Source organism: Pseudomonas kuykendallii (assembly GCF_900106975.1).
Lineage (GTDB): Bacteria > Pseudomonadota > Gammaproteobacteria > Pseudomonadales > Pseudomonadaceae > Pseudomonas_O > Pseudomonas_O kuykendallii.
This window is the reverse complement of record NZ_FNNU01000001.1, coordinates 344,709-357,532: the sequence shown is the minus strand read 5'-3', so window position 1 is coordinate 357,532 and position 12,824 is coordinate 344,709. Positions and strand designations below refer to the sequence as shown.

At 65.5% G+C, this 12,824-nt stretch carries 11 protein-coding genes; all 11 read left to right on the top strand.

The genetic code is table 11. The features are described 5' to 3' along the window. The first annotated feature begins 49 nt into the window (after positions 1 to 49). The 11 genes from BLV15_RS01555 (at position 50) to BLV15_RS01505 (ending at position 12,824) form a co-directional block, all read left to right on the top strand. Positions 50 to 2,374 carry a TonB-dependent receptor gene (locus BLV15_RS01555; RefSeq protein WP_090224019.1) on the top strand — a complete coding sequence of 775 codons (2,325 nt, stop codon included), beginning with the start codon at positions 50 to 52 and terminating at the stop codon, positions 2,372 to 2,374. A 64-nt stretch (positions 2,375 to 2,438) separates the two neighbouring features. After that, positions 2,439 to 3,080, top strand: coding sequence for a MotA/TolQ/ExbB proton channel family protein (locus tag BLV15_RS01550; RefSeq protein WP_090224017.1), 642 nt, complete (start codon positions 2,439 to 2,441; stop codon positions 3,078 to 3,080). A gap of 18 nt (positions 3,081 to 3,098) precedes the next feature. Next, the gene (locus BLV15_RS01545) at positions 3,099 to 4,814 is read left to right on the top strand and encodes a bifunctional metallophosphatase/5'-nucleotidase (protein WP_090224015.1); all 1,716 of its coding nucleotides are present in this window, start codon (positions 3,099 to 3,101) and stop codon (positions 4,812 to 4,814) included. Then, the gene (locus BLV15_RS01540) at positions 4,811 to 5,230 is read left to right on the top strand and encodes a cytidine deaminase (RefSeq protein ID WP_090224014.1); all 420 of its coding nucleotides are present in this window, start codon (positions 4,811 to 4,813) and stop codon (positions 5,228 to 5,230) included. Before BLV15_RS01545 ends, BLV15_RS01540 begins: the two co-directional genes overlap by 4 nt. Before the next feature lie 61 nt (positions 5,231 to 5,291). Next, entirely contained in the window at positions 5,292 to 6,557 is a 1,266-nt protein-coding gene (locus BLV15_RS01535) for a NupC/NupG family nucleoside CNT transporter (RefSeq protein ID WP_090224012.1), read from the top strand. Between the two features lie 31 nt (positions 6,558 to 6,588). Beyond that, positions 6,589 to 7,365: a deoxyribose-phosphate aldolase gene (gene deoC, locus BLV15_RS01530; RefSeq protein ID WP_090224011.1), complete on the top strand. Its 777-nt coding sequence runs from the start codon at positions 6,589 to 6,591 to the stop codon at positions 7,363 to 7,365. Next, a complete protein-coding gene (gene deoA / locus BLV15_RS01525; RefSeq protein WP_090224009.1) occupies positions 7,365 to 8,684 on the top strand; it encodes a thymidine phosphorylase in 1,320 nt (439 codons plus the stop codon). Before deoC ends, deoA begins: the two co-directional genes overlap by 1 nt. Further along, complete coding sequence (locus BLV15_RS01520; protein ID WP_090224007.1) at positions 8,684 to 9,925, top strand: phosphopentomutase; 1,242 nt, start codon at positions 8,684 to 8,686, stop codon at positions 9,923 to 9,925. Before deoA ends, BLV15_RS01520 begins: the two co-directional genes overlap by 1 nt. A gap of 1 nt (position 9,926) precedes the next feature. Then, positions 9,927 to 10,637, top strand: coding sequence for a purine-nucleoside phosphorylase (deoD, locus tag BLV15_RS01515; protein WP_090224006.1), 711 nt, complete (start codon positions 9,927 to 9,929; stop codon positions 10,635 to 10,637). 51 nt (positions 10,638 to 10,688) lie between these two features. Next, positions 10,689 to 11,651, top strand: a complete 963-nt coding sequence (locus BLV15_RS01510) for a S1/P1 nuclease (protein ID WP_090224004.1) — start codon at positions 10,689 to 10,691, stop codon at positions 11,649 to 11,651. An 81-nt stretch (positions 11,652 to 11,732) separates the two neighbouring features. Further along, complete coding sequence (locus tag BLV15_RS01505) at positions 11,733 to 12,824, top strand: endonuclease/exonuclease/phosphatase family protein (protein ID WP_090224003.1); 1,092 nt, start codon at positions 11,733 to 11,735, stop codon at positions 12,822 to 12,824.

Genomic DNA, 12,824 nt, shown 5'->3' with positions numbered 1-12,824 from the left:
GAACTGCCTTCGACACAACTAACTCGGAACTAAATAAAGGGGGAGCTCCGTGAAGCTCAATAGAATGTTCGCAATGTTGCTGACCGTCGGATGCGGCAGCTGGACTGCATCGACGCTTGCACAGGACTCGGTCGACATCGGGGAAGTCAATGTCACCGGGCAGACCGTGGGCAATGGCCAGATGGTTCAGGAGGAGGCGGCAAAGGCCCGCTCCACAGTGACCAAGGAAGCGCTGGACAAGATGTCGCCCACCAGCAACGGTATTGACAAGCTCAAGTATACCCCGGGTATCAACGTCTCCAGCGATGACAGCACCGGCCTCTCCGGCTTTGCCTTCACCATGCGTGGCATGCAGTCGAACCAGATCGGCGTGACCATGGATGGCATTCCGATCAATGATTCCGGCGACTTCTCCATGTACCCCAACCTCCTAGGCGATTCGGAGAACCTCGAGGAAATCTTCCTGACTCAGGGCTCCTCCGAGCTGGATGCCCCGCACATCGGTTCGAGCGGCGGCAACATCGGTCTGGTCTCCGTGGCGCCGACCAAGGAAGCCGGTGTATTCATAAAGCAGACCGTTGGCAGCAACAATCTGGATAAAACCTTCGTTCGCCTGAATACCGGCGAGTACATGGGGCTCAGCAACTACATCTCGGCATCCAAGACCAATAGCGACAAATGGAAGGGTAAGGGCGATCTGGATGCCGAGAAGTTCGAATTGAACAGCATGTTCAAGTTCGGTGAGGGCAACAGCATCAATGCCCTGGTCAAATACCACAAACAGGAAAACTTCAAATACGTGAAGCCGAGTCTGGCTCAGTACGAGTCGGATCATGATTATGATTTTCCGAACGAGCCGACTTACAACCCCACTACCGGAAAGTTGACCACGGCAAGTTACAAGACCAGCGTCAACCCGTTCGAAACCCTGAGCACCACCGTTACCGGTCGCTTCCAGTTGCGCGACGATCTTCAGTTGACCGTGCAGCCGTACTACTACCATGGCAATGGCGGTAGCTACAGTGCATTCGGCTCGCCCGCGACGCTGTACAGCACCACCAACAGCTCAGGCAATTACGACCTGAGCAACCTGAATACCTCGGGCGGTTACAACGCAGACGGCGACCCGGTCAGTGGGCGTTACTACCGGCCATCCTGGACCGAAACCTGGCGTCCCGGCATCAACACCAAGCTGAGCTGGGCGCTTAACGACGAGCACACCCTCGATGTTGGCTACTGGTACGAGCGCGCCCGCCAGCGCCAGTCGCAACCCTTCGTGCCGCTTAATGCGGATGGCAGCCCGGCCGACCTGTGGGCCGATTACGAAGACACCAATCAGGTGCGCGATGCGAACGGCAATGTGGTGCAGGGACGTAACTATTTCACCATCACGCCGGCGCAAAAGGCATTCGTTCAGGACACCTGGAACGTAACCCCGGACCTGACCCTGACCGGCGGCGTCGCCTACGAGCATTCCAAGCGTGACGGCGACATGCGCGCCAGCCTGTACGACGAGCCGCAGAAGCTTGAGACCACCTATCACAAGTTCCTGCCAAGCTTTAACGCCAAGTACCAGCTCAATACCGACAACTCGGTGTTCTACAGCGTATCGCGAGCCATGCGTACGCCGCCGAACTACGTGCTCTACAACTCGGGCGATTCCGCCAGCCTCAAGCCTGAACTGAGCTGGAATAACGAGCTGGGCTGGCGCTATGCGACGGACGACATGGCGCTGAGCGCAACGCTGTTTTACCTGACGTTCAAGAATCGTCAGATCTCCAGCCGCGATCAGGCCACCAGCGACTACATCATGCTCAACGTCGGCGACGTGGAGAACCGTGGTCTGGAGCTGGAGTTCAGCGGGCTGCTGCCGCGCAACTTCAACTACTACGCCTCGTACACCTACACCGAAGCCGAGCAGCAGGACGGCATCACCTACTTCGGCTACGAGCTTCCTTCCAAGGGCAAGCAGGTCGCCGGCGTACCGAAGAACATGTTCAACCTGAGCCTCGGCTACGACGACGGGCGTTGGTACGGCAACGTGATCGGCAAGTTCGTCGACAATCAGTACGGCGACATGACCAACGATCAGAGCATCCCGGCCTTCACCGTGGTGGATCTGAATCTGGGTTACCGCCTGCCGGTTAACAAGAACTACATGAAGAGCGCCGCCGTGCGCCTCTCCGTCAGCAACCTGTTCAACCGCGAGTACCTGAGCGGCGTGGACAGCGTGGCGTTCACCTCGGCGCAGTACAACCCGACCTACAACTCGAGTTTGCCCAACTCGGCAACCAACCGCAGCACGATTTCCACCCCTTACTACAACGTCGGCGAAGAGCAGACCGTTGCGGTCTCGCTCGAAGCCCAGTTCTAACGCCCGAAACAAGGACCGGCCAGCCGGCCGGTCCGCCGCCTGATTGACCAGAGGTGACCCTGCAATGAATATGGATCTGCTCCACGACATTACCTTCTACATCATGTACGGCGCGGCTGCGCTGGCCGCCTTCGTGGTCGTGGAACGTGGCATTTTCTTCTCCTACAACCTGAGCAAGGCGCGCAAGCTGGAAGCCGCCCTGCACAGCAAGGTGCGCAGCTTCGACGAACTGCCCGAAGACCTGCGCAAGCGCGACAGCCTGCCCCTGCAGTTGCTGCGCCAGCTGTTCGAGGGTCGTGTCGGCCTGCATTCGCACAACGAGCTGGAAGACCTCGGCCAGGCCATCTACATCTCCATGCGCGGCAAGCTCTCGCACGGCCTGTGGATTCTCGAGGCGGTGGTCGCCGGTGCGCCGCTGCTCGGCCTGCTCGGCACCATCCTCGGCATCATCGATACCTTCAAGGCGCTCGCCGAAGCCGGCGTGTCCGATCCGGGCGAGGTCTCCCGCGGCATCGGCACCGCGCTCTACGCCACCGCCCTGGGTATCTCCATCGCGCTGGTCGGCCTGGTCTGCAACAGCCACCTGCAGGATCGCCTCGAGCTGATCAACGATCACCTGAAAATGCTCCTGCTGCGTGCCGGCATGGGTACCGCTTTCGCCGCCAAGCCGGTCGTCGCGCAGGCTTCCAGCCTGCAGCACGCCTGAGACGTCCGGGGAGTTCTCATGTCGCACGCGAGTACCGCAATTCGCCCGCTGTCCCTGTTGCTCGCAGCGCTGCTGCTGGCCGGCTGCGAGAAGGCGACTGCGCCGGTTGAAGTCAACGTGGCGGCCATCAACGATTTCCACGGCAACCTGCTGAGCAATCCGTTCAGCTACCAGGATGCGGCCGCCGAGGGCGGCGTGGTCAAGCTGAAGGCCGGCGGGATCGGCGCGCTGAGCGGTCTGGTCGCGCAACTTCGCCAGCAGGATCCGGAGCTGCTGCTGATCGGCGCGGGCGACATGATCGGCGGCAGCCCGCCGATTTCCTCGATGTGGGCCGACGAGCCGACGCTGGATGCGCTCGATCTGATCGGCCTGAAGTTCACTGCCGTGGGCAATCACGAGCTGGACCAGGGCAAGACCGAGCTGCTGCGGCAGATCGCGGGCGGTTGCGAGTCGACCCGGCCGGACAAGGCCTGCCAGTTCGACAAGGCCTACAAGGGCACCAGCTTTCCGTACATCTCCGCCAACCTGATGGACAGGCAGACCGGCAAGCCGGTGTTCCAGGCTTACCGCATCGAACAGGCGCACGGCGCGAAGATCGCCTTCGTCGGCGCGACGCTGAAGGATGTCTCCGCCTACGTCAGTGCCAAGAGCATGGACGGCCTGTACACCGTCGACGAAGCGGACGCGATCAACGCGCTGCTGCCGGAGCTGAAGGAACAGAAGGTCGATGCCATCGTGGTGGTCATCCACCAGGGCGGCGAGACCCCGGAACGCTTCGACCAGCCGGATTGCAAGCAGCTCGGCGGCGACGTGGTCGACGTGGTCAAGCGCCTCGATCCGCTGATCAAGGTGGTGGTCAGCGCGCATACGCACCAGGGCTACCTGTGCCGCGTCGGCGACAAGCTGGTCACCCAGGGCGCCTCCTTCGGCCGCCTGATGACCCATCTCACCCTGACCATCGACACGCGCAAGCACCAGTTGCTCGACGTGAAGGCGGAGAACCTGGTGGTCGATCCGCAGCGCTACAGCGCCACGCCGGAAATCGCCGCGCTGCAGAGGGAAGTGGAAACCCGCAGCCAGGCGCAGCTCGGCCAGCCGTTGGCACGTTTGGGCGCGCGCCAGGTGCAGCGCGAGACCAACGATGCCGGCGAGTCCGCCATGGGCGATCTGATCGCCGATGCGCAACTGGCGGCCACCCGTGCCCTCGGTGCGCAGGTGGCGCTGATGAACCTCGGCGGCATGCGCACGGACCTGGTGCTGGAGGAGGGCCAGGACAAGGTCAACTACGGCCAGGTGGCGAGCGTGCAGCCGTTCAACAACACGCTGAACATCATCACCCTGACCGGCGCGCAGCTGCGCGAGCTGCTGGAGCAGCAGTGGCAGAGCGGCAGCATGGGCTTCTATCCGCTGCAGCCTTCGGCGTCGCTGAGCTATCGCTGGGACGCGGCGCGGCCGAAGGGCCAGCACGTCATCGCCGACAGCCTGACGATCGACGGTCAACCGGTGCAGCCGGATCAGCAATACCGGATCACCGTGAACTCCTTCCTCGCCGATGGCGGCGACAACTTCACCGTATTGAAGACAGGCCAGCGGCTGGACACCGGGCTCAACGACCTCGAAGCACTGATCGTCTACCTGCAGGGGCGCGACCAGGCCGGGCAGCCGGCGGGGCTGGTCGAGGCCGGACAACGCATTCAGAGGGTCGGCGAGAGCCTGGCCGGGAGCGATCGATGAAGCGCAGCAGCGAATCGCAGGCGTTGTACGAACGCCTGCTGCCCGAGGCCATCGCGGCCTCCGAGAAGGCCTGGTGCCCGCACTCGGAATTCCCGGTGGGCGCCGCCCTGATGACCGCGGATGGCGCGGTCATCCAGGGCTGCAACGTGGAGAACGTGTCCTACGGGCTGACCAACTGCGCGGAACGCACCGCGCTGTTCAGCGCCATCTGCCAGGGCGAGAAGCCGAAGAGCTTCCGGGCGATGTTGGTGTATGCGCCGAAGGTGGCGCTGATCTCGCCCTGCGGCGCCTGCCGCCAGGTGATGGTCGAACTGCTCGACAAGGGCTGCCCGGTGTTCTGTGTCGGGCACGACGAGACGGCGGCGCGCGACTGGACGGTGGAGCAACTGCTACCCGGCGCCTTCGACGCCTTCTGAGCCGCATAAAAACCAGAACCAACTGCCGTTCGTTTCTTATTTTGTGGGGAGTCACTGGAACATGAGCCTTATCGGCATAGTTGTGCTGTTTCTGATCGCCTATGCGCTGTCCTCGGCGCGTCGTGCGATCAACTGGCGCACGATCCTCGGCGCGTTCGCCTTCCAGGTGTTCTTCGCCGCCTTCGCGCTCTACGTGCCCTGGGGGCAGAGCGTGATGGCCACCGTCTCCGACGCGGTATCCAACCTCGAGGTGTACGGCAACCAGGGCATCAGCTTCCTCTTCGGCGGGCTCAACGACGGCGCGCTGATGCACCAGCTGTTCGGCAACCACAGCTTCATCTTCGCCCTCAAGGTGCTGCCGCTGATCGTCTTCTTCAGTGGCCTGATGGCGGTGCTCTACCACCTCGGCGTGATGGGCGTGATCATCCGCGTGTTTGGCGGCAGCCTCGGCCGCGTGCTCGGCACCAGTCGCACGGAAACCATGTCCGCGGTGGCCAACATCTTCGTCGGCACCACCGAGGCGCCGCTGGTGATCCGACCGTTCCTGGCGCGGATGACCGAGTCCGAGCTGTTCTCGGTGATCGTCTGCGGGCTGGCCTCGGTGGCCGGTTCGGTGCTGATCGGCTACGCCTCGCTGGGCATCGACATGCGCTACCTGATCGCGGCGAGCTTCATGTCCGCGCCGGGTGGCCTGCTGATGGCCAAGCTGATGATTCCGGAAACCCAGAAGGTGCAGGACGATCCGGCCGAGCACGCGGAATTCGAGGATGAGGAGAAACCTGCCAACGTCATCGACGCCGCCGCCATCGGCACCGCCAACGGCCTGCAACTGGCGCTCAACGTCGGCGCCATGCTGCTGGTGTTCATCGCCCTGATCGCGCTGCTCAACGGCATTCTCGGCTGGTTCGGCGGGCTCGCCGGCTTCCCCGCGCTGAGCTTGCAGATGATTCTCGGCTACCTGTTCGCGCCGCTGGCCTTCGTGCTTGGCGTGCCGTGGAGCGAGGCGGTGGCCGCCGGCAGCCTGATCGGCGAGAAACTGGTGCTCAACGAATTCGTCGCCTACGTCGACATGGCGCAGCTGATTGACCCGGTTCAGGCCGCGGCGCGGGGCGTGGCGGTACTCTCGGCGCACACCCAGGTGATCATCACTTTCGCCCTGTGCGGCTTCGCCAACCTGTCGTCGATCGGCATCGTCCTCGGCGGCATGGGCGTGATGGCGCCGAACCGGCGCAAGGACCTCGCCCGCCTCGGCGTCAAGGCGGTGGTCGCCGGCTCCCTGGCCAACCTGATGAGTGCGGCTATCGCCGGCTTCTTCATCTCGATCTGAAACGACCCTAGCTCATTAGTGTGAATAAGAAATGACCGACAATGACGAAACCCTCGCGCGCAAGGTGATTGCGCTGCTCGACCTGACCTCGCTGAACGACGATGACGACGACGCGCGCATCGTCCAGCTCTGCCACAAGGCGATGACCCCGGCCGGCCCGGTCGCCGCGGTGTGCGTGTTTCCGCGCTTCGTCGCCCTGGCGCGGCGCAGCCTCGACGCGCTGGGCGGGCACGCCGTGGCGGTGGCCACGGTGACCAACTTCCCGGCCGGCAGCGCGGCGCTCGACGACGTGCTCGCCGAGACCCGGCAGGCGCTGGAAGACGGTGCCGACGAGATCGACGTGGTCTACCCCTACCACGCGCTGCTGGCCGGCGACGCCGCCAGCGGCAGCGCCCTGGTCGCGGCCTGCAGCGCGCTCTGCGAAGGCCGCGCGCTGCTCAAGGTGATCCTCGAGACCGGCGAGCTGGTCGATCCGCTGCTGATTCGCAGGGCCAGCCAGGACGCCATCGCCGCCGGCGCCGACTTCATCAAGACCAGCACTGGCAAGGTCAGGACCAACGCCACCGCCGAGGCGGCGGAAATCATGCTCGCCTGCATCGCCGATTCGGGCGGCGCGGTGGGCTTCAAGCCGGCCGGCGGGATGAAGACGCTGCCCGAGGCGCTGGTCTACCTGTGGCTCGCCGAGCGCCTCAACGGGCATGAGTGGATCACTCCGCGGCACCTGCGCTTCGGCGCCTCCAGCCTGCTGAACGATTTGTTGCGCCGGCTCGGCCAGGCCTCGGCACCGGCTATGGGGGGAGCGTACTGATGGGCTGGTTACCGCAGGAAGTGATCCGTCGAAAGCGCGACGGCAAGGTGCTCAGCGAGGCCGATATCCAGCGCTTCGTCGCCGGCATCACCGATTTCAGCATCAGCGAAGGACAGGCCGCGGCGTTCGCCATGGCCGTGCTGCTCAAGGGCATGAACGTCGAGGAACGCATCGCCCTGGCCTCCGCGATGCGCGATTCCGGCCGGGTGCTGAGCTGGAATCTGCCCGGCCCGGTGGTCGACAAGCATTCCACCGGCGGCATCGGCGACCTCGTCAGCCTGCCGCTGGCACCGTTGCTGGCGGCCTGCGGCTGCTTCGTGCCGATGATCTCCGGGCGTGGCCTTGGTCACACCGGCGGCACCCTGGACAAGCTCGACAGCATTCCCGGCTACGACAGCCAGCCGAGCATGGCGCGGCTGCACGAGGTGGTCGCCAGTGTCGGCTGCGCGATCATCGGCCAGACCAACGACCTGGCCCCGGCCGACAAGCGCCTCTATGCGATCCGCGACGTCACCGCCACGGTGGAGTCCATCGACCTGATCGTCGCCTCGATCCTCAGCAAGAAACTGGCGGCCGGCCTCGACGTGCTGCTGATCGATGTGAAGGTCGGCAACGGCGCCTTCATGGCCCAGGCCGACGATGCGCTGGCGCTGGCCGAGAGCATCGTCGCGGTGGCCAACGGCGCCGGCGTGCGCACCCGCGCGCTGATCACCGACATGAGCCAGCCACTGGCCCGTTCGGCGGGCAACGCCCTGGAAGTGGAAGAGGCCATCGCCCTGCTGCGCGGCGAAGTGCGCAGCCAGCGCCTGTGGGACGTGACCCTGGCACTGGCCGAGCAGACCCTGCTCTGCGCCGGCCTGGCGAGCAGCGCCGAGCTGGCCCGCGAGCAACTGCTGGCGGCCTGGCAGAGCGGCGCCGCGCTGGAACGCTTCGCGCAGATGGTCAAGGCCCTCGGCGGCCCGGCGGACCTGGTCGAGCGCCCGGACAACTACCTGCCCGCCGCGCCCGTGGTGATGCCGGTCTACGCACCGCTCGAAGGCCTGGTGCAATCCATCGATACGCGCGCGGTGGGCATCGCGGTGGTCGCCCTGGGTGGCGGTCGGCGGCGTCCGCAGGACAGCATCGACCCGGCGGTTGGCCTCAGCGAGCTGGCCTTTCCCGGCGAGCGCGTCGGTCCGAACCGGCCGCTGGCGATGGTGCATGCTCGCGATCTGGCGCAGGCCGAGCAGGCCGCCGCGGCGGTGCTCGCCGCCTACCAGGTCGCCATCGAGCCACGCGAAGTGCCGGCGCTGATCTCACGCCTGTGCCTGGAGGCGTGATGAAGCGCGCCCTCTTGCTGGTCCTCGACTCCTTCGGCATCGGTGCCAGTGCCGATGCCGAGCGCTTCGGCGATGCCGGGGCGAACACCCTGCTGCACATCGCCGAGGCCTGTGCCCGTGGCGAGGCGGACAACGCGATACGCCACGGCGTGCTGAAACTGCCGAACCTGGCGCGACTCGGTCTCGGTCATGCCGCGGCGCTGAGCGGCGGGGAATTCCCGCCGGGCTTCTGTGCCGATATCGAGGTCGACGGTGCGTATGGCTACGCCCGCGAGCTTTCCAGTGGCAAGGACACGCCGTCCGGCCACTGGGAAATGGCCGGCGTGCCGGTGCTGTTCGACTGGGGCTATTTCGAGGCGCGCGAGAACAGTTTTCCCGTCGAGCTGCTCGACGCACTGATCGCCCGTGGCGACCTGCCCGGCATCCTGGGCAATTGCCATGCCTCGGGCACCACCATTCTCGAACAGCTCGGCGACGAGCATGTCGCGACGGGAAAACCCATTCTCTATACCTCGGCCGACAGCGTGTTGCAGATCGCCGCCCACGAGGAGCACTTCGGCCTGGAGCGCCTGCTCGCGCTCTGCGAGCTGGCCCGCGAGCTGTGCGACCCCTATAACATCGGCCGGGTCATCGCCCGGCCGTTTCGTGGCGACGGGCCGGGCAGCTACGCGCGCACCGGCAACCGCCGCGACTACGCCGTTCCACCGCCGGCGCCAACCCTGCTCGACCGCCTTTGCGCGGCCGGCGGCCAGGTGTACGCGGTGGGCAAGATCGGCGACATCTTCGCCCACCGGGGCATCAGCAAGCTGTACAAGGCCGACGGCAACGACGCGCTGTTCGACGCCACGCTGCAGGCGCTGCGCGAGGCGCCGGACCGCACCCTGGTGTTCAGCAACTTCGTCGACTTCGACATGCTCTACGGCCACCGCCGCGACATCGCCGGGTACGCCGCCGCGCTGGAGGCCTTCGACCGCCGCCTGCCCGAGCTGCTGGCGCAGATGCAGCCAGGCGACCTGCTGATGCTCGCCGCCGACCACGGCTGCGATCCGAGCACACCGGGCAGCGACCACACCCGCGAGTACATCCCCGTGCTTGCCTGGGGCAACGGCGTCGCCGCCGGCAGCCTCGGCGAGCGCGAAACCTTTGCCGATATCGGCCAGACCCTGGCCGATTTCTTCGAGCTGCCGTCGTGCTCCCATGGACGGTCTTTTCTTTCCTCCTCATTGATCGAAGGCGTCTGACATGCCGACCCCTCACATCGCCGCCCAAATGGGCGATTTCGCCGAAACCGTGCTGATGCCCGGCGATCCGCTGCGCGCCAAGATGCTCGCCGACACCTATTTGTCGGAGGTCGTGCAGGTCAACGGCGTGCGCAACATGCTCGGCTACACCGGCCTCTACCAGGGCCAGCGCATCTCGGTGATGGGCTCCGGGATGGGCATCCCGTCGCTGTCGATCTACGCCCACGAGCTGTTCAGCCAGTTCGGCGTGCAGCGCATCGTCCGCGTCGGCAGCTGCGGCGCCACCCAGCCGCACGTCAAGGTGCGCGACCTGGTGATCGGCATGGGCGCGAGCACCGACTCGGTGGTCAATCGCAAGCGCCTGGGCGGCTTCGACTTCGCCGCCATCGCCGACTACCGGCTGCTCGAACGTGTGGTGCGGACCGCCGACGCGCGCGGCCAGGCCATCCATGTGGGCAACGTGTTCTCCGCCGATCTGTTCTACGAGCCGGACCCGGTGATGTTCGAGCGCATGACCAAAATGGGCATCCTCGCGGTGGAAATGGAGGCGGCCGGGCTCTACGGCGTCGCCGCCGAGTTGGGCAAGCAGGCGCTGACCGTACTGACCGTCAGTGACCACATCCTCACCGGCGAGAAGCTCAGCGCCGAGCAGCGCCAGGAAGACTTCCACGACATGCTGCGCCTGACCCTCGATGCGCTGTGCCAGGCCTGATCAACGCCACGGCGGCCGACGACGTGCCGCTCCAGAAAGGGAAACGTGCAGATGAATGCGAGCAAAACCTTGCGTAACGGCCTGCTGCTGGTGGCCGGCCTGTGGGCTGGCCAGGTATTGGCCTGGGGCCAGCAGGGCACTGCCCTGGTCGGCGAGCTGGCGCAGCGCCAGCTGGATGCCGATGCCAAGGCCGAAGCGGCGCGGCTGCTCGGGCTGATCAAGCAGAGCGAGTTCTCGGTGGTCGCCAACTGGGCCGGCAGCCTTGATCAGAACGCGCAGACCAAGGACCTGTGGGAGAAGACCAAGAACGAGCGGCTGGTGATCTACAAGGCCGACGACTGCCAATACCAGCCACCGCGCGACTGCCCGGATGGGGTGTGTACCGTGGCCGCCATCGAGCGCAACCGCGCCACCCTGGCCGACCCCAAGGCGCCGAACCAGGCGCGGCTGATGGCGCTGCTGTTCCTCATTCACCACGTCGCCGACGCCAGCTCACCGCTGAACAACAGCTTCAAGGACGACAAGGGCGGCTACGACTTTCCGGTGAAGGCGGGCGGTCGCACCTACAACCTGCGCAAGACCTGGGACGATTTCCTCCTCAGCGCCGCGCAACTGGACGTCAAGGCCTACGCCGACAAGCTGCAGAAGGACCTGCCGGCGGTGGACTCGAGCAGCCCGGCGGCATGGTCGCAGCAGGCCTGTCGGATCGTCCGTGACGGCGACATCTATCCGAAGGCGGTCAGCACGCGGAAGCTGCCGACCAAGCAGTACGACGACGATGACGGCGACTTCGACAGCGCGGCGAAGAACATGGAGTACAACCGCACCGGCAAGGACTACAGCCGCGGCGACAAGCTGATGAGCGACAGCGGCGATAAGCGCGATGGCAACACCATCAATGCCAGCTACATGAAGAAGTTCGTTCCGGTCGCCGAGCAGCAGGTCGAACTGGCCTCGGTGCGCCTGGCGCAATTGCTCAACGACGCCCTGGTAGCCGGTCGCCCGGCGCCCTGACGCATCACTCCCGATAACCCGCCGGCCGGCATTTTTCCCGGGCCGGCAGGCCACCCCTTTGCCTGACGAAAGTGAGTCGCCATGAATTACTCGCACCTGCGTCCCCTTTTGTTGCTGGTCGCCCTCGGCCTGGCCGGCTGCGTGTCCACCTCCAGCCACGATGCCAGCGAACTGCGCGTGTCGCTGATGACCTACAACGTCGAGAACCTCTTCGACACCGTGCATGACCAGGGCAAGGACGACTTCGCCTACCTGCCGCTGGCGGTCAAGCAGGCGCACCCGGAGTACCTGGCGACCTGCGCGAAGATCAAGGTGCCGGCCTGGCGCGAGCAGTGCGAGAAGACCGACTGGACCGACGCCAAGCTGGACGAGAAGCTGACCCGCCTGGCCGACGTGATCGGTCAGATCGATCACGGCCGTGGCCCGGACATCCTGATGCTCGACGAGGTAGAGAACCTCGCGATGGTCGAACGGCTCAACGCGCGGCTGAGCAAGTCCGCCTACCAGACCCGCGTGCTGCTCGAAGGCTGGGACGAGCGCGGCATCGACACCGCGGTGCTCAGCCGCCTGCCGCAGTGGGGCGCGCCGATCCTGCACCAGGTGCCGTACCACGCCGAGGGCGACGACCGGTCGGAGAAGACCGGCAAGACCCGCGGCATTCTCGAAGTGCGCCTGCTGCTGCCGGGCGGGCAGAAGGCTTCGGTGTTCGCCGTGCACCTGCCCTCCGGCGGCGGCCCCGGCTACCTGCGCCGGCAGGCGGTGGATTACCTCGCGGTGCTGAAGAGCCAGCTGCCGGCCGACGTGCTGCCGATCGTCGGCGGCGACTTCAACATCAACGCCGGCGAAGAACGGCAGCACCGCTACATCGCCGACAACCTGGCCAGTACCTGGAGCGTCTCGCACTTGATCGGCTGCGCCGAATGCAAGGGCAGCTACTACTACCACGCGCTGCGCCAGTGGTCGTTCTTCGACATCCTCCTGTTCCCGCCGCAGATGACCGCCGCCGGCTTCAACGGCTGGAAGGTCGATCCGGCGAGCATCCGCCTTGCCCACCAGAGCCGTTACCAGGTGAACAAATGGGGCTCGCCGTCGCGCTTCGATGACGGCAAACACGACGACGGCGTGTCCGACCACTGGCCGCTGTACGCGGAAATCTACCGGGCCAGGCCCTAG